Source organism: Oryzomonas rubra, from assembly GCF_008369015.1.
Taxonomy (GTDB): domain Bacteria; phylum Desulfobacterota; class Desulfuromonadia; order Geobacterales; family Pseudopelobacteraceae; genus Oryzomonas; species Oryzomonas japonica.
In genome coordinates this window covers 13,949-32,321 of sequence record NZ_SRSD01000001.1, presented here as the reverse complement: position 1 = coordinate 32,321, position 18,373 = coordinate 13,949, and the positions used below count along the sequence as shown (strand labels likewise).

General features: G+C 58.8%; 14 protein-coding genes. 9 read left to right on the top strand and 5 right to left on the bottom strand.

All coding sequences use genetic code 11. The features are described 5' to 3' along the window. Positions 1-419: 419 nt before the first annotated feature. Positions 420-1,730 carry a hemolysin family protein gene (locus ET418_RS00150; protein ID WP_149305553.1) on the top strand — a complete coding sequence of 437 codons (1,311 nt, stop codon included), beginning with the start codon at positions 420-422 and terminating at the stop codon, positions 1,728-1,730. Continuing rightward, entirely contained in the window at positions 1,727-4,969 is a 3,243-nt protein-coding gene (locus tag ET418_RS00145; protein WP_188055169.1) for a DUF3971 domain-containing protein, read from the top strand. Before ET418_RS00150 ends, ET418_RS00145 begins: the two co-directional genes overlap by 4 nt. Positions 4,970-5,209: 240 nt before the next feature. On the opposite strand, the gene lpxC is transcribed toward ET418_RS00145, so the two are convergent. Both lpxC and cysE read right to left on the bottom strand, forming a co-directional pair. Beyond that, positions 5,210-6,037, bottom strand: a complete 828-nt coding sequence (lpxC, locus tag ET418_RS00140) for a UDP-3-O-acyl-N-acetylglucosamine deacetylase (RefSeq protein WP_149305551.1) — start codon at positions 6,035-6,037, stop codon at positions 5,210-5,212. 76 nt (positions 6,038-6,113) lie between these two features. Continuing rightward, positions 6,114-6,788: a serine O-acetyltransferase gene (gene cysE, locus ET418_RS00135; protein WP_149305550.1), complete on the bottom strand. Its 675-nt coding sequence runs from the start codon at positions 6,786-6,788 to the stop codon at positions 6,114-6,116. Between the two features lie 226 nt (positions 6,789-7,014). Between cysE and ET418_RS00130 the strand changes: the two genes are divergently transcribed. Then, on the top strand, positions 7,015-8,640 hold the full coding sequence (locus tag ET418_RS00130) for a fumarate hydratase (protein WP_149305549.1): 1,626 nt from the start codon (positions 7,015-7,017) through the stop codon (positions 8,638-8,640). Between the two features lie 71 nt (positions 8,641-8,711). Here the strand turns inward: ET418_RS00130 and ET418_RS00125 are convergent, their stop codons facing one another. From ET418_RS00125 to ET418_RS00115, 3 genes are all read right to left on the bottom strand, one after another. Continuing rightward, positions 8,712-9,263, bottom strand: a complete 552-nt coding sequence (locus tag ET418_RS00125) for a YbhB/YbcL family Raf kinase inhibitor-like protein (protein ID WP_246152878.1) — start codon at positions 9,261-9,263, stop codon at positions 8,712-8,714. Continuing rightward, positions 9,263-9,751, bottom strand: a complete 489-nt coding sequence (locus tag ET418_RS00120) for an adenosine-specific kinase (RefSeq protein WP_149305548.1) — start codon at positions 9,749-9,751, stop codon at positions 9,263-9,265. Before ET418_RS00120 ends, ET418_RS00125 begins: the two co-directional genes overlap by 1 nt. An 81-nt stretch (positions 9,752-9,832) precedes the next feature. Further along, a complete protein-coding gene (locus ET418_RS00115; RefSeq protein WP_149305547.1) occupies positions 9,833-12,217 on the bottom strand; it encodes an ATP-binding protein in 2,385 nt (794 codons plus the stop codon). 253 nt (positions 12,218-12,470) lie between these two features. Between ET418_RS00115 and ET418_RS00110 the strand changes: the two genes are divergently transcribed. From ET418_RS00110 to ET418_RS00085, 6 genes are all read left to right on the top strand, one after another. Continuing rightward, positions 12,471-12,932 carry a YaiI/YqxD family protein gene (locus tag ET418_RS00110; RefSeq protein WP_149305546.1) on the top strand — a complete coding sequence of 154 codons (462 nt, stop codon included), beginning with the start codon at positions 12,471-12,473 and terminating at the stop codon, positions 12,930-12,932. A gap of 106 nt (positions 12,933-13,038) precedes the next feature. Beyond that, positions 13,039-14,676 (top strand): ABC-F family ATP-binding cassette domain-containing protein, encoded by a 1,638-nt coding sequence (locus tag ET418_RS00105; protein WP_149305545.1) that lies wholly within the window; start codon positions 13,039-13,041, stop codon positions 14,674-14,676. A gap of 196 nt (positions 14,677-14,872) precedes the next feature. Then, positions 14,873-16,093, top strand: a complete 1,221-nt coding sequence (gene rpsA, locus ET418_RS00100; RefSeq protein ID WP_149305544.1) for a 30S ribosomal protein S1 — start codon at positions 14,873-14,875, stop codon at positions 16,091-16,093. 237 nt (positions 16,094-16,330) lie between these two features. Further along, positions 16,331-16,777: a MarR family winged helix-turn-helix transcriptional regulator gene (locus ET418_RS00095; protein WP_149305543.1), complete on the top strand. Its 447-nt coding sequence runs from the start codon at positions 16,331-16,333 to the stop codon at positions 16,775-16,777. Between the two features lie 80 nt (positions 16,778-16,857). Continuing rightward, positions 16,858-17,451, top strand: a complete 594-nt coding sequence (locus ET418_RS00090; RefSeq protein ID WP_149305542.1) for a YceI family protein — start codon at positions 16,858-16,860, stop codon at positions 17,449-17,451. Between the two features lie 100 nt (positions 17,452-17,551). Next, positions 17,552-18,328: a DODA-type extradiol aromatic ring-opening family dioxygenase gene (locus ET418_RS00085; RefSeq protein WP_149305541.1), complete on the top strand. Its 777-nt coding sequence runs from the start codon at positions 17,552-17,554 to the stop codon at positions 18,326-18,328. Positions 18,329-18,373 lie beyond the last annotated feature (45 nt).

The following is an 18,373-nucleotide window of genomic DNA, read 5'->3' as shown; positions in this document are numbered from 1 at the left end:
ACCTCTTTGCCACCAGCCGCAATATATAGACCATAATGTGAAAAATATAAAGGCGTCAGGTGCCCTGTTCTCAGAATACTTTCAGTACTGTCGCCCGGAGTAAAATGAGAAACGGAAGCGATCTTCCGTTTCTCATTGTGTACACTTGTGAAGCGCCGTTCTGCCATCCGTTTTGCATATGAAGGTGGACCTTACGCTTTCAGAGCATAAGACGGACAAAACGCCCAAAGGTTACACTGACAACAAACAAAAATAATGAGCCGCCTCTCCATAATGCCCGAATTGCCTTCCCATATTCATAGCAGTGGCAACTTTTTTGCGTTTTTTCGCACCATTACAGGGATAAAACGTATACCGATACATGTGACGGTTGACATTAGTCCCCTCAGGAGTGAAAATGTCGCTTTAATGGAGGTTTTGTGGATACCGTTCTCGTTGAAATATTCGTCATTGCAGTGATGATTGTTCTGAACGGCTTTTTTGCCTGCTCCGAATTTGCCATCATATCCATTCGCAAGAGCCGTGTCGCCCAACTGGTGGACGAGGGCGACAAGCGGGCAAGCCTCATCGAGGTGCTTCAGCACGACCCCCACCGCCTGCTGGCGCTGGTGCAGGTCGGCGTCACCGTGACCGGCGCCACGGCCTCGACCATGGGCGGCATTATCGCCGTCGACTACCTCCGCCCCTGGTTTCAGAACCTGGGGATCGGCTTCCTGGCCCATGCCGCCGAACCGGTGGCGGTCACCGGCATGGTGGTTATCATCTCCTACCTGTTGCTCATCCTGGGCGAACTGGTACCCAAGGCTATCGGGCTGCAATACTCCGACGCCATTGCCTTGCGGGTCGCCCGGCCCATCAGCGTGCTCGCCCGGGTCGGCTCGGTCCTGGTCAGCCTCCTGACCGTCTCCAGCAAGGCGGTGATGCGGCTCTTGCGTATTCCAGCCAACCGGGAGCCCTTCATATCCCGCGAAGAAGTGCAGCACATTGTGGCTGAGGGGCATGAGAGCGGCGTTTTCAGCGAGACCGAACACGAGTACATCCGCAATGTCTTCGAGTTCTCCCACACCTGCGTCCGCGAGATTATGGTCCCGCGCACGCGCATGGTAGCCATCGATCTTGCCGCGCCCCGCGACCAGGTGGTGGCCACGCTCCTGGATAACATGTATTCCCGCTATCCGGTTTATGTCGGCAGCATTGAGGAGATTGCGGGGGTGGTGCACGGCAAGGACATCCTGGGGCGATTGGTGGCGGGCGAACAGCTCGACCTTGCGGCCATCATGCTGCCGCCGGTCTTCGTGCCGGAGGGAAAGAAGGTCAACGAGTTGCTCAAGGAAATGCAGCGCAACCGCAACCAGATGGTGCTGGTGGTAGACGAGTACGGCGGTCTGAGCGGCTTGGTCACCACCGAAGACCTGATAGAAGAGTTGGTGGGAGAGATCGAGGATGAGCACGATGTCGGGGAACAACCGACCATTATGAATATGGAGGACGGCAGCCTGATGGTGGATGGCCTGCTGTCGGTCTTCGATCTGGCCGACGCCCTTGAGATCAAGCTGGACGAGGAACTCCCCTTTGAAACCGTGGCCGGCATGATCCTGCAGGAGCTGGGCCGTTTCCCGCTGAAAGGCGAGACCGTCGAATGGCACGGCTACCGGTTCCTCTGCGAGGAGGTGACCCAGACCGCGGTACTGAAGGTTCGCGTCATAGCCATCCCTTCCGAACAGCCATGATGAAACGCTCCTATATAAAGCTTTCCGGCATCCTGCTGCTGGCCGTCAGCACCATCGTGGTCAGCCTGGCCTTTTTTCTGCCCTACCTGCTGGATGTCAACGCCTATCGCGACGAAATCCTCGCTTCCCTGCAAAAATCCCTCAACCGCAAGGTCACCTTCACCCACGGCGAGTTCAAATGGCACTTCGGCCCTTCCTTCGATTTTGACGGCATCACGGTCAAGGAGCCGGACAACAGCGCCGACTTTCTCAAGGCCGACCGCATCACGGTGCGGCTGGCCCTGTGGCCCCTGTTGGAAGAACGTGTGGTGTTGCGCGACGTAGCCCTGGAAGGGGCTGACATCCGTCTGGTACGGAACAAAGATGGGAAGTTGAACATCGACGACCTGTTGGCGCCGGGCAAAGAAGGCATGCAGATCCAGTTCCGCAGGGTGCAGCTCAAGCGCAGTACGATCCAGTGGCACGACATGGCCGTGGGCAAAGATGGGCTGCCGACGGTTGCCGCCACCAATATCGCCCTGACCATGGATCACGTGGCCCGCGGCCGCAAAGGGAGCGTCAAGCTCGTCTGCGACATCCCGGCCGTATCGGGGGCTCCCGCCAAAATTGCCCTGAACGGCACGATCAAGCTCCCCGAAAAGGGGCAATCCCTGCTTGAAATGGAAGTAAACGGCGATGCGGATATCAAACAGGCCGAGATCGGCCGTTTCTGGCCTTACTTCGGCAGACGCATCCCCTTCGCCAACCCGGGTGGCCGCCTGGACGTCGCCACCAGCTTCAAGGGCAAACCCCGTGAGTTCGCCGCCAAGGGCAAGATCCGCATCAACAACGCCGCTGTGTCCTGGCCGACCATATTCCACGCCACCGTGGCGCCCCGTTTCCTCCAGGCGGACTATGACCTGAAACTCAACGGCAAACTGCTGGATATCAAGACCATCGACCTGATCACCGACGGTTTCAGAATCAAGGGGAACGTCCAACTGCACGATTATGCAGGCCCGGATCCGCGCATCGTCGCCAGAGCGGCCACCCCGGGCACCTTCCGCTATGAGGATGTCAGGACCTACGTTCCCTACGGAATCATCCCCACCGATACCCGTGATTATATCGAGAACAAGATCAAGTCCGGGGTCTTCAAGCTGGATACCGGCGTACTGGACGGACGGGTCAGCCAGATCGCCCACATGGAGCGGGGGGACAATTACAACACCCTCCTGATCCGGGGGCCGGTGGAAAAGGCCGTTCTCAGCTACGGCCCCAAGGCGCCGACGTTCAACAACATCAAGGGAACCATCGAGTTGAAGGGCAAGAACTTCAACCTGATCGGCATGACCGGTTCCTTCGGCACGTCGCCGTTCAAATTGCACGGGTCGATCACGGAATACAACACCGACAAGCAATCCGACTACCCGGTCCGCATGGAGATCACCCCCCGCTCCCCCGAAATTGCCTGGCTGGCCAGGATCGTCGGGGCGCACAAGCTCGATTTCAGCGGCAACTCCAACCTTGTCCTCACCGGCAGCGGCCATTTCTCCGCCTACCGGCTGGACGGCGAATGGGAACTGAAGCAGGCCGCCTACACCTTTCCCGGCGTTGTTCGCAAACCCGCGGGCATGGCGAACCACCTTGCCTTCAGTTCGATCCTGCCGCCGGGCGAGATCAAGCTGAACAGCCTGGCCTATACCCTGCCGCCTCTCGCCCTCTCCGCAAACGCCCTGCTGAGATACGGCGATAAGCCGTACCTCGGTTTCGAAGTGCAGACCAACCCGTTTTGGTTGAGCGAGACCTTGCCCATCATGCCCATGTGGCAACAGTACCGCCCGCGCGGAAGGGTACAGGCCCATATCCGCGGCACCGGCAACCCCGAAGACTTCGCGGCCATGGATTACTCCGGCAGCATTGCCCTGAACACGTTTTCCTTCCTGCCGGATCCCAAATTGAAGCCGGTGAGCGGCATCAGCAGCACGATCACCTTTCACGGGAACAGCCTGGAAACTACCGGCATGAGCGCCCGCTACGGCGATTCGTCCCTCAACCTGCGCGGCCGGGTCAAAAGCCTGAAAAACGCCGAAGCCGAGATCACCCTGTCGTCGCCACAGTTCTTCCTGCGGGACATAAACCTTGTTCCCCCGCCCCCGGCCAAGGCCAATGCCAGCATCCGCCGCCTGCATGCCGTGCTGGCCGTCAGGGACGGCAGGTATGTCATCAACCATTTGTCCGGACTCTTCAATACGTCCAATTTCAGCATCAACGGCGATTACACCGCGGGGGCCGCCCCAACAGCCAACCTGGCGCTCAGTTCGTCAAACCTCGACCTGGACGACCTGCTCCTGCTGGCCAAACTCTCCGACCAGGGGAACGCGGACAATCGGGCATCATCGCGACTGAACCTGAATCTCAAGCTCAACGCCGAATCCGGGAAATACGAAAAGATCCCCTACTCGAAGCTGAATGCGACGCTGCACCAGGAAAACGGCATTCTTTATCTCCAGGGCATGGGGGCCGAGATGTTCAGTGGCAGGGTGACCGCAAAGGGACGCATTGCGCCGGGCAATGGTCAGGAGCGACGCTACGACCTGAATATCGGGGTTTCGCGGGTCAATGCGGAACGCCTTCTTCAGGCGCTGGACGTGACCAAGGAGGTCACCGGGACCCTGAACCTCTCCGGCGACCTGACCGCCCGGGGGGCTACCCTGGCGGACCTCAAGAGGACAGCGCTCGGCAATGTGAAGCTGAGACTGGAAAAAGGCACTCTGCGGAAGTTCAACGTGCTCTCCAAGATGTTCTCGATCCTCAACGTATCCCAGTTGCTCAAGTTCCAACTTCCGGACATGGTGTCGGACGGTATGCCGTATAAGGACGTCCATGGCAGCTTCGCTTTCAGCGACGGCAGCATTTCGACCCAAAACCTCTTTATCAACAGCGACGCCATGAACATCTCGGTCATCGGCAAGGCGGACATGGTCAGGGAGGAACTCAATTTCACCATCGGCGTCCAGCCGCTCCAGACCGTGGACAAGATCGTCAACCGCATCCCGGTGGTGGGCTGGCTTCTGACCGGCAAGGGCAAATCGCTGGTAACGGCCTATTTCGAGGCCAAGGGCAAATGGTCCGATCCACAGGTGAGCGCTATTCCGGTCAAATCCATGGCCAAGGGGGCCTTGAATATCTTCAAGCGGGTCTTTGAACTGCCGGTGAAACTATTCACGGATACGGGAGAGGTCATACTGGGACAATAGCAAATCTACTGCGGGGCTGATCTGCGGCGTTGCCACTCGCTCGAGAGCTCAACGCACCAAGGGGTACGCCTCGCCTTCTCGCTCGCGTGCGCCTTGCATATCAGCCTCCACGCTACGATTTTCAACAACCTGTGAGGGGCGAACCGGCAAGGCGAAACCGACCCTCTGCCCCCTTACAGCACGAGGGTCAAAGGGTCGTGGAAGATTCGATCCAGTCGGCGCGTAAAGCGGTGTGGCACGTCAGTAGATGGCGTAATTGGCGGGGTCTGAAAAGATCTCTTTCAGCAGCAGATTGTTGAGGTAATGGCCGGTCTTGTTGGCCTCGACCTTGCCGAGGAGGCGGTAACCGCTGGTGTACAGATCGCCGATCAGGTCGAGGATTTTGTGATTGACCAGCTCCTTTTTGTAACGCAGGCCGTGGGGGTTGACGATGCTGTCCTCGCCGATTGCCACGGCGTTGTCCAGGGTCGCCCCCTTGGCCAAACCCGCCTGGCGGATCGCTTCCAGTTCTTCGATGAAGCCGAAGGTACGGGAATTGATGATGGCGAAGGCGTTTTCCACGTCCGTGACCCGTTTCTTCTGCTTGCCGACCGGCGCCCGAAACTCGATGGACATGGTGATTTCCAGGGTATTGAGCGGCTTGACCCGCAGAAACGCGTCTTCCCGGGTGACCTCCACCGGGCGGAGCACCTTCAGATAGACACCGTTTTCCGGGAATTCGTAGACGCCGGCTTTCCACATGCCCTGATAGAACTCCCAGGCCGAGCCGTCCATGATGGGGACCTCGGGGCCGTCGATGTACACCAAGCAGTTGGTGACGCCGGAGAAGTAAAAGGCCGCCATCAGGTGTTCGATGGTGGAAACCGATGCCCCCTCCTTGGCGATCAGGGTCGAGAGGCGCGTGTCGGCCACCATGTCGTAGCGGGCCGGGATCATCTGGCCGTTGATGACAAAGGCGATGCCGAACTCGCGGCGGGGAAGGAACTCCAGGTTGACCGGTTGGCCGGTATGCAGCCCGATGCCGGTGATCTTGAAGATACGATTTATGGTGGTTTGTCGTTTGATCATTGCGCAGCTTTCTCAAATTTTATTGCACAACGGCACACACCCCGCTCCCCCTCCTGGCTAACCGAGGGGAGATGGATCAGCCGTTGATTTTCTTTTTCAGTGCCTCGTGTTCCTCGGCCAGGGTGGCGTACTTTTTCTCCAACTCGCGAATCTGGTCGAACAGACACGAAATCGCCTTGGCCTCCGGGTCGGGCAGTTGGCCGTGTTGCAGGTCGGGGCGAAGCTCTTCCTTCTTTTCCTGGGCCATGACCACCCGACCGGGGATGCCAACCACGGTAGCGTTTTCCGGGACCTCCTTGACCACCACCGAGTTGGAGCCGATCTTGGCCCCCTTGCCGACGGTGAACGGCCCCAGCACCTTGGCCCCCGAGCCGATCACCACGTTGTCGCCCAGGGTCGGATGGCGCTTGACCTTGTCCCAGGTCACCCCGCCCAGGGTCACGCCGTGGTAGAGGGTCACGTTGTCGCCGATCTCGGCCGTTTCCCCGATCACCACCCCCATGCCGTGGTCGATGAAAAACTTGCGACCGATCTTGGCGCCCGGATGGATCTCGATGCCGGTCAGAAAACGGCCGAGATGGGAGATGAAACGCCCCAGGAAAAATAGCTTGTTGATCCAGAACCAATGGGCAATACGGTATATCCAGAGGGCGTGCAGGCCGGGATAGCAGAAGATGATCTCCATGGCATTGCGGGCGGCCGGATCGCGTTCAAAGACGGAGTTGATATCCTCGCGCAGGTTCTTGAACATGGTGAAACTCCCGTACAAACAGTTGAAAATTGTGGTACAGGATTAACATAGGCCCACTAAATCTGTCAATTTTTATCACCTGTTTTGTCGTAAACTTAGCTCTCGACAAAGGGCGTACTTTTCACTAAGATGCGCCCATTGCGTCTTGTATACAAAACACTTTTTACTCGGCATCCAACCATAGCAACAAAGCCGAATTTCCGGCAACGAAAGGAGAACCACATCCATGTCCACCAAACCGTTCGTTTATCAGGAACTCTTCCCCCTTGCCACAGATGAAACCACGTACCGCAAGGTCGAGGGAAGCGAAAAGTACGTCGAAATTGCCGAATTTGCCGGCAAGCAGGTTATCAGGGTCTGTCCCGAGGCGCTCACCGTTCTGGCCAATGAGGCCATGCGGGACGTTTCGTTCCTGCTGCGCCCCGCGCACAACGAGCAGGTGGCCAAGATCCTCTCCGATCCCGAAGCCTCCCAGAACGACAAGGGAGTCGCAATGGCGTTCCTGCGCAACGCCGAGATCTCCGCCCAGTTCGAGCTTCCGGTCTGCCAGGACACCGGCACCGCCACGGTCGTCGCCAAGAAAGGCCAGCAGGTCTGGACCGGCGTCAAGGACGAAGAGTGGATCTCCAAGGGGGTCTACAAGACCTACACCGAAGAGAACCTGCGCTACTCCCAGACCGTGGCCCTGGACATGTACAAGGAGGTCAACACCGGTACCAACCTCCCGGCCCAGATCGACATCGCGGCCACCGACGGCGACTACTACAAATTCCTGTTCATGGCCAAGGGTGGCGGTTCGGCTAATAAGACCATGCTCTTCCAGGAGACCAAGGCCCTGCTCACCCCGGGCAAACTGGAAAAATTCCTGGTGGAAAAGATGAAGTACCTAGGCACCGCCGCCTGTCCTCCCTACCACATCGCCTTCGTCATCGGCGGCACCAGCGCCGACGCCTGCATGAAGACCGTCAAACTCGCCACCGCCAAGGAACTGGACGGCCTCCCCACTCAGGGGAACGAGCACGGTCAGGCCTTCCGCGATCTGGAACTGGAAGCGAAACTCCTTGAAGCGGCGCAGAAGTTGGGTATCGGCGCCCAGTTCGGCGGCAAATACTTTGCCCACGACGTGCGCGTCATCCGCCTGCCGCGCCACGGCGCATCCTGCCCGGTGGGCATGGCGGTATCCTGTTCGGCCGACCGCAACATCAAGGCCAAGATCACCAAGCACGGCCTGTTCGTGGAGGAGATGGACCGCAACCCCGGCCGCCTGATCCCCGACCAGTACCGCGGCAAGCACGGCCACGGCGTCAAGATCGACCTGAACAAACCCATGAAGGAGATCCTGGCCGAACTGACCAAGCACCCGGTGTCCACCCCCCTCCTCCTGAGCGGCACCATCGTGGTCGGTCGCGACATCGCCCACGCCAAGTTCAAGGAGATCATGGATAGCGGCAAGCCGCTGCCCGAGTACCTGCTGAAGCACCCGATCTACTACGCCGGCCCGGCCAAGACCCCGGCAGGCAAGCCCTCCGGCTCCTTCGGCCCCACCACCGCCGGCCGCATGGACTCCTATGTGGACGAACTGCAATCCCACGGCGGCGCGATGATCATGATCGCCAAGGGTAACCGTAGCCAGCAGGTTACGGACGCCTGCAAGAAATACGGCGGGTTCTACCTCGGCTCCATCGGCGGCCCGGCAGCGGTCCTGGCCGAGGAGAACATCAAAAAGGTCGAGTGCATCGACTTCCCGGAACTGGGGATGGAAGCGGTGTGGAAGATCGAAGTGGAGGACTTCCCAGCGTTCATCCTGGTGGACGACAAGGGGAACGACTTCTTCAAACAGCTTGGCTTGTAGAGATCCGTTGTTGATATGATGGTGATGCAAATGGCCACGGGAAACTGTGGCCATTTGCACATCCCCTTACCTCACCGCTTCTTATACGTCCCCATCAACTCCCCCTTGGCTAGGACATGCCCCTGCATGGCCCGTTCAAGATCGCCCTTGGTGGTGGAGCTGCCGAGCTTCAGCACGGTATCCAGGGCATAGACCCTGAAAAAATAGCGGTGGATCCCGGACGGCGGACAGGGGCCGCCGTAGCTGTTCCGATGCCAGTCGTTCTTCCCCTGGACGGCCTGGGGCGGCAGGCCGTGCTCGGGGATCTCCCGCGTCTGGGGCGGGATATTCCACACCACCCAGTGCACCCAGTCCCCCATGGGCGCATCAGGGTCATCCATGACCAGCGCCAAACTCTGGGTGGCCTGCGGCACCCTGCCGATGACGATGGCGGGGCTGGTATCGTTCCCGTCGCAGGTGTGGCGGGACGGTATGGCCTCCCCATGGCTAAAGCCCGGACTCGAAATGGTCAACGTTTCCATCCTGCGTCCCCCCTTTCCCTGAGCGGTCGCACATAGCACCCCAAGCGCTGCCAGCAGCAATGCCGCCAGCACGCGCCCCACCTTCCGTCCCCGTCCTTTCATTACAGCTTGTAGCCGATCGTGCGCAACAGGCCGTGCCGCTGCTGGCGCTCTTCAACCGATTCCACCCCCTTGGGGGCACAACCGTCGATCACCCCGAGGATGCCCCACCCCTGCATGGTAGAGGCGACGATCACCTGGAGCGGGTTGGCCGTGGCGCAATAGACGCAGCAGACCTCGGGGCAATTTTTTACCTGGTTGAGGATGTTGATGGGATAGGCGTCCCGCAGCAGGATGCAGAAAACATGGCCGGCGCCGATGGCCTTCAGCACGGTGGCACATCCTTTGATCAGCCCGTCGTCGTTCCCCTCGGTTCGGATCAGGCAGGGGCCGGACGCCTCGCTGAAGGCGACGCCGAAGCGGGCCTGAGGCACCGTGGTGGCGATGGCCTCGTACAGGTCCTCGGCGGTCTTGATGAAGTGGGTCTGGCCAAGGATGATGTTGCACCCTTCGGGATAGTCGATCTTGACGTTATGAATCTCCAACTGCATACCCCCTCCTTTGCGCCCGATTATTTCGGGCGCTTCCATGAAGCGTTGCGTTGCAATCGGGACGGCCGCGCTGAATTCCCCTTACCTGTCCAGTATCTCCCGCACCTTCCACAGGAGTTCCTGCGACTGGACCGGCTTCATGATAAGTTCGATCCCCTCATCATCCACGCCGCGATTCCGAATGAAATCCGCCGTGTATCCGCTGGCATAACACACCTTTATGCCCGGTTGCAGCCGCCTGATCTCTGCAACGGCCTCTTGACCGCTCTTCCTGGGCATGATGATATCCGTGAGGACCAAGTGAATCTTACCACGGTTTGCCATGAATTTCTCGACAGCCTCCTGCCCGTCCTCCGCCAGGATCACCTGATAGCCGTACCGGGTCAGGATATCGTCTAAAAGCCTGCGCACCCCAGCTTCGTCCTCGGCCACAAGGATCGTTTCAGTCCCGCCGTCGGGAGCAACCGGCTCCCCCGTTTCTTCGCGCGCCCCCTGCCCTCCCTCGCTCAGCGGTAGATATATCCTGAAGGTGGTGCCGTGTCCCGGTTCGCTGTAGACAGTGATAAAGCCGTTATGCTGCTTGACGATCCCGTAGACGATGGCCATGCCGAGGCCGGTCCCCTTGCCTTGCTCCTTGGTGGTAAAAAACGGCTCGAAGATTCTCTTGCGGGTCTGTTCATCCATGCCGCAGCCGGAATCGGAAACCGCTATGCAGGCATAACGGCCCGGCGTACCGTAACCATGGGTATGGATAAAGGAGTCGTCAACATCCAGGGTGTTCGTTTCGATGTTCAACAGCCCCCCCATTTGCATGGCATCCCGAGCATTGGTGGCCAGGTTGATCAGGACCTGTTCGATCTGGGCGCTATCCACGCGAACGGTAATCTCAGGGCGGTTGCAGATGGTTCTGAGCTGGATATCCTCGCCAATGACCCGGGCGAGGAACTTCTGGACATGCTGCACAATACCGTTGAGGTCGGCCAGCCTGAAATCCATGACCTCCTTGCGGCTGAAGGTGAGCAGCCCACGGGTCAACTGGGCCGCCTTCTCGGAAGAGGCGATAATCTGCTCGACCTCATCACGCTGGTGCGTATCCAGCTTCGGGTCCATCTGCAACAGATTGCAATACCCCATGATAACCGTGAGCACATTGTTGAAGTCATGGGCCACCCCTCCTGCAAGCTGGCCGATGGCCTCCATCTTCTGGGCCTGCCGGAGCTGCTCCTCCATGGCCCTCTGCTCGGTCATGTCATAGGCCAAGGAAAGCAGGCACTGGCGACCGTCAACCGTGATGAGTTCGCCGTAATACCTGCAGGTGATGTATTTTTTATCCTTTGAGCACAACCGCAATTCAACGCCCGAGGTGCGGCCCCTTTCCTCAAATTCGGTCAGCAGCACCTGTCGCTGGTCCGGCGTGATCCAGCCAAGCTCAAGCGATGTCCTGCCCACGGTTTCCTGGCGGCTGAAGCCGGATAGCTCGACGAATTTTTTGTTCACATCCAGAAAGCGGCCCTCCTCAACCGTGCTGATCGTCATGATGATGGGGGCGTTGTCGAAGGATTTGGAGAATTTTTCCTCGCTGAGGCGCACCGTTTCTTCGATCTGTCTCCGCTCGACAATCTCCTCTTCCAGAACCATCGCCTGTTCCTGGAGCGCCTTTTGGGCCACCTCACGCTCCACGATTTCATGTTCCAGCGCCACGGTCTGTTCATAAAGCTCCGTGGTTATGCGCCCCAGCCTGCGGGTCCCGAACCCGATGCCCCCCAGACCCAGCAACCAGATGAAGGCGTGGTTGATATATCCCCCCCGCATCTCCTTGGCCATCATGGCATAGATCGGCTCCAGGGGAACGGAGACGCTCAAGCCTCCCCGCACCTCACCCTCATGGTACCCCTGGGACGCATGGCACTTGAGGCAGGGTTTGTCGGCAAACAGCGACTTCATATAGCGATAGTACGGTTTACCGTCGATATGCTCTATCTCGCCGACCTCCGCAACCCCCCGTTCGAACGCCTGTAGCCCCCCCTTTTCCCAAAGGTCGGGGGCATTCTCGGCCCTGATCGGTTTGAGGCTGGTGATATGGCCGCGGCCGGTCCCTTTGTATTCCTGGGCCATTTCAAATACCTGACGCGTCATGTAGGCCGGGTTCATCAGGGTCAGCCGTTTACCGGAGGGGGTGGTTATATCCCGCTCGGGGATGTGGGACAGGTAGGGATTGGGTTGGGTGGATTCCGTCACCGGCACGTACACGCCGCCATGGCGGGATGCCCAGCGACGATAGAGGAGATCCTTCTCGAAGAAGGCCTGACTCTGCATCTTGCCGAGCAACAGCACATCCTCCTGATGTTGCCGGTGATCCCAGTACAGCGAGTACGCCACGAGCAATGTCCAGAACACCGCAATGATGGCGCCGAAACGCTGCATGCGGTTTCCGGGGGTAAGTCCGGTAGATGCGCCCTGTTGCATATGCCTCCCCCGTGCCTCGGCACGGCGACTATGCTGAAAAGCTTCGTTATTGTTTTGTAATTTTATCACAAATTGCCGGACAAGCAATCGCCTTCGGTCGCGACCACTTGACTCAAATTAACTGTAACTGCGGGCCGTTGTGGAAAGAACAACACGAGGACTCCGGCCAACACAGTGGCTCTCTTTAGAAGGGACACCGGGCAGCATCTGTGGTAGTCTTACGCCTATATCCCATTTTCACCACGGAGCACCCATGCGCATATGGATCGACGCCGACGCCTGCCCGCGGGTCATCGAGGAGATCGTCTTCCGGGCCTCGGAACGTCTCGATATCCCTGTCTGCCTGGTGGCCAACACCAGCTTGGCGAAACATCATTCCCGCCTGATCGATTCGGTGGTGGTGAGCGAGGGCTTTGACGTTGCCGACGACTACATTGCCGAACATGCCACCCCCGAAGACGTGGTCATAACCGCCGATATCCCGCTGGCGGCACGGATCGTAGCCAAGGGTGCGGTGGGGCTCGACCCGCGGGGCGAGTTCTACACCGAGGAAAATGTAGGCGAGCGCCTCTCCATGCGCGACCTGATGATGGAACTGCGCGATGCGGGCGTGGTACAGGGGGGGCCGGGCCAGTTCGGCGCGACTGACCGCCAGCGCTTTGCCTCCTCCCTGGACAGCCTGCTGACCCGAATGATCAAGGGTAGGAAACACTGAATTAACGATTGCTGTTGAGGCGGCAATGATGATATAAATAGTAATTGACCTGAGCCACAGGGATCGCCCCTGTGGTTTTTTATTTGTTCGAAAGGAACCGATACACATGATCACCGCTTCAAATGTCGCACTTTCCTACGGCAAACGCATCCTCTTCAAGGATGTGAACATCAAATTTACGCCAGGCAACTGCTATGGCCTGATCGGGGCCAACGGCGCCGGCAAGTCCACCTTCCTCAAGATACTCTCGGGGGAGATCACCCCGGACAAAGGGGAAATAGCCCTCGGCCCCCGGGAGCGCCTTGCGGTGCTACGCCAGGACCAGTTTGCCTTTGACGAGGAGACGGTCTTCAACACGGTTATCAGGGGGCATGAAGAGCTTTACAAAATCATGGTCGCGCGGGAGGCGATCTACTCCAAGGCCGACTTCAGCGAGGAGGACGGCGTCCGTTCGGCGGAGTTGGAGGCCGATTTTGCCGAGATGAACGGTTACGAGGCCGAGTCGGAGGCAGCGGTGCTGCTGAACGGGCTGGGCATCCCCGAGGAACTCCGCACGAAAAAGATGAAGGAGTTGGAGGGGGGCGACAAGGTGCGCGTGCTGCTGGCCCAGGCCCTGTTCGGCAATCCGGACGTGCTGCTCCTGGACGAGCCGACCAACAACCTGGACCTAAAGTCCATCTCCTGGCTGGAGGATTTCCTCTTCCGCTTCACCAACACGGTGATCGTGGTCTCCCATGACCGTCACTTTCTCAATCAGGTCTGCACCCATACCGCCGACATCGACTTCAGCCGCATCCAGGTCTACGTGGGCAACTACGATTTCTGGTACCACGCCAGCCAGTTGAACCTGAAGCAGCGCCAGAACGAGAACCGCAAGGTGTCGGAGAAGGCCGAGGAGCTGAAGGCCTTTATCCAGCGTTTTTCCTCCAACGCCTCCAAGGCCAAGCAGGCCACCTCGCGCAAGAAGCTCCTGGACAAGCTGACCCTGGAGGAGATGCCGGTGTCGTCACGCAAGTACCCCCACGTCATGTTCAAGGCGGAGCGCCCCTGCGGCGACATTATCCTGGAGATAACAGGCCTCACCAAGGAGATCGACGGAGTCAAGGTGCTGGACAACCTGGACTTGATCATCCGCAAGAACGATAAGGTAGCCTTTGTCGGTGGCAACGGCCTGGCCCGCACCACTTTGTTCCAGATTCTGGCCGGCGAACTGGAGCCGGACAGCGGCTCGTTCCGCTGGGGCGTGACCATTACCAACACCTATTTCCCCAAGGAGAACAGCAGCTATTTCGAGAAGGACCTGAGCCTGATCGACTGGTTGGGACAGTATTCGCCCCCCACCGAGGGCGAAACCTTTGCCCGGGGGTTTCTGGGGAGGATGCTCTTCTCCGGCGACGAGGCGATGAAGAAGACCTCGGTCCTCTCCGGCGGCGAGCGGGTACGCTGCATGCTGTCCCGCATGATGCTCTCCGGCGCCAACGTGCTGATCCTGGACGAGCCGACCAACCACCTGGACCTGGAGTCGATCACCGCCCTGAACGACGGGCTCATCGCCTTCCCGGAGGTAGTGCTGTTCGCTTCCCACGACCACGAGTTCGTCGCCACCATTGCCAATCGGATCATCGAAATTACCCCCGGCGGCATCATCGACCGCGTCATGGCGTTCGACGAATACCTGGAGAGCGAAGATGTGGTCCGGGAGCGGGACGAGTTGTACCACGGTCATGCAGAACTGAGCCTGTAGGGAGTCCCGACAACCGGTCATGCCTCTTTGCCCCCCGCCCCGTTGCCATCCGCAGCGGGGCGTTTTCGTGTCTGCACAAAATACATTTGCATCCCAAACAGATCATGGCAATATACTTAGTACGATCACACGATGACCGCCATTAAGACGGCGCAATGATCAGGCGGAAGATATTATTCACACGAACGGGGATACCATGCTAGACAACGACGACTTGGAACAACCAAACGAAGATGAGTCTGAAGGCGAAAGCTTTGCCGAGATGTTCGAGCAGAGTGCGAAACAGCATACCCAGTGGCTGGAGCCGGGGCAGAAAGTGACGGCGCGGGTATTGAAAGTCGGTACGGAATGGATCTTCATCGATACCGGCCAAAAGGGCGAAGGTGTCGTCGATGTGAAAGAATTCATGGACCTGGATGGTAATGTGACCGCAAAAATCGGCGACAGCATCGCCGCCTATTTCCTCTCGTCGAGCCACGGCGAGATGCGCTTCACCACCAGGATCGGCGGCGGCGCATCGGGCAATGCCCAACTGGAAGAGGCATTCCAGAGCGGCGTTCCGGTGGAAGGGATGGTGGAGAAGGAGATCAAGGGAGGGTACGAGATCAAGCTGGCCGGTACGACCCGCGCTTTCTGCCCATTTTCCCAGTTGTCGCTGCGCCGCACCGACAACCCGGCCGCGTTTATCGGCACCCGCCTGCCGTTCCGCATCACCGCCTACGATGAAAAGGGACGCAACATCGTGGTCTCCCGCCGCGCCCTGCTGGAAGAGGAACAGCGCCGTCTCAGGGAAGAGGTCCAGGCCGGCATCAGCGAAGGCATGACGGTCAGCGGCACGGTCACCTCCCTGCAAGAGTATGGTGCCTTTGTGGATATCGGCGGCCTGGAAGGGCTGCTCCCCATCTCCGAGATCGGCTGGAGCAGGGTCAAGGATGTGAGCGAGGTTCTGAGCGTCGGCCAGCAGATAAAGGTGGTAATCAAAACCATCGACCGGGAGAAGGAGCGTATCTCTCTGAGCCTCAAGGACACCCTGGCCAACCCGTGGGACCTGGCGGTGCAGACCTATCCCGAGGGTTCCTTCCATACCGGCGTTGTTTCGCGCCTCGCCCCTTTCGGCGCCTTCGTCACCCTGACCGACGGGATCGACGGGCTGATCCACATCTCAAAGTTGGGAGGAGGCAAGCGTATCAACCACCCGCGCGAGGTGCTCAAAGAGGGTGAAACCATCGAGGTCAAGGTCGAGAGCGTGGACCGCGCCGAGCGACGAATCTCCCTGAGTCTGGCCGGTGCGGCCCGGGCCGCCGAAGAGGAGGAGGCCACCCTGTCCGAGTTCCGCCGCCAGGCGGATGAGGCGCCCACGGGAATGGGGACATTTGGCGACCTGCTGCTTGCCAAGGCCAAAAAGAACAAAAAATAGCGTCATGGGTTATGCCGTCCATAACCGTTACGCGACAGGGCAAGGAACGTCGGCAGATGCGTTTCCTTGCCCCGTTCTTTTGTGGGCAACAAAAAATTAATACCCCCTTCCGCACGGCGTCTCACGCGGTTTCATAGTTACGACAACCCCGTGCAAAAAACATGTTGACAGGGTGATGCAAATCATATAGTTTAATATTAAACAATATGACATTAAGTAATTATTCGAGAAGAGCCCATGAAACCGACCGACACCACAACCTATCGCGCTTTAAACACCTACACCAAACTGATGCGCGCGGCGGAATCGGTGACCAGCCGCGTGGGACGCAACATGGCGGCTGCCGACCTGACCATCAGCCAGTTTGGGGTATTGGAGGCGCTGTTGCATAAGGGTCCATTGTGCCAACGGGACATCGCGGCCAAGATCCTCAAAAGCACCGGTAATATCACCCTGGTCATCGACAACCTGGAAAAGAGAGGCTTGGTACGGCGCGAACGCATCAACGAAGATCGGCGCTACCTGACCATCCAGCTCACCGACCATGGGTTGGAGTTGATCCACGAAGTCTTTGCCAGGGTTGAGGCGGCAATTGTGGCGGAAATGAAGGTACTTACCCACGACGAGCAGGAGACCCTGGGTACCCTGTGTAAAAAACTCGGTTTACGGGAAGGGAGGGGATAGGAGCAGGACGTTTTTTTATTCAGATAGTTTGACATTCAATCACACTACTTTAAACCACTTGCAGCGAAAGGAGAATCACCATGAAACGCATCATCACAGCCATCAGCATGATCATCGCCCTCGCCCTGCCCGGCCTGGCAGCAGCATCCAGCTGGACTATCGATCAGGATCATTCCAATGTCGGCTTCAAGGTCAAGCACCTGATGGTCAGCAACGTTAAAGGCGAGTTCCGTAACTTCAACGGCACGCTGGAGATCGACGATAAGGACGTAACCAAGTCAAAGGTCTCCGTCAACATCGAGACTCCCTCCATCACCACCGGGGTCACCAAGCGGGACGATCACCTGAAAAGCCCCGACTTCTTCGATGTGGCCAAATACCCGGCCATGACCTTTGTCTCCAAAAAGGTCAAAAAGGCTGGCAACAACAAACTGAAAGTCTACGGCGATCTTACCCTGCACGGCATAACCAGGGAAGTTGTGCTTGACGTGGAAGGCCCCTCCAAGGCCTACAAAGACCCCTGGGGCAACACCAAACGCGGTGCAACCGCGACCACCAAGGTCAATCGCAAGGACTTCGGTCTGACCTGGAACAAAGCCATAGAATCGGGCGGCGTGATGGTCGGCGAAGAGGTCACCATCACCCTGGAAGTGGAATTACTGCAGAAAAAATAGCGTCGGGTCTTGCGACTCGGCACGGTAACACCACCCCCTGAGGGCCGGAGAGCCGGTTCGGCTTCCCGGCCCTCAGGGGGATTGCACGAGGTGAAATACCATGAGACCAATCCTACCGACACTTTTCATCTCCCACGGGGCCCCCACCCTATTGATCGACCCGGTACCGACCCGCGACTTCCTGCTCACACTGGGTGCCAACATGGAACGGCCGCGGGCGATTGTCTGCATCTCGGCCCACTGGACCACCCGCGTCCCCACGGCGACCCATACGGCGCAGCCGGACCTGATCTACGACTTCGGCGGCTTTCCCGATGAACTTTACCGCATGACCTACCCGGCTCCGGGCGACCCGGCTCTTGCCGAACGCATCACCCAACTCCTGGAGAATCGCGGCATCGAAGTGAGCCGGGATGAGACACGAGGCCTCGACCATGGGGCCTGGGTGCCGCTCAAACTGATGTATCCCCACGCGGATATCCCGGTGGTCCAACTGTCGGTGCAACCGCACCTGAGCCCGGCCCACCATATGGCAATCGGAGCGGCTCTCCGTCCCTTGCGGGAGGAGGGGGTGCTGATCCTGGCCAGCGGCTCGGCGACCCACAATCTCAGGGATTTTTTCGGGCGGGCCATCGACGCTCCGCCGCAGCCGTATGCTGAGGAATTTGATGACTGGCTCTGCCAGGCCGTGGAGACCAATGACCGGGACTCGCTGCTGGATTACCGGAATACGGGACCGAATGCCTTGGCTAACCACCCGACGCCGGAGCACTTCCTGCCGTTGTTTGTCGCCATGGGGGCCGGAGACACGGGCAAAGTGCTGCACCGGGCCTTCACCTACGGGGTTATCTCCATGGGAGCCTTCGCCTGGGAGTAATCATTGCCTTAGCCGCATCCGCGTAAGACGTACAAAAAGGGCTGC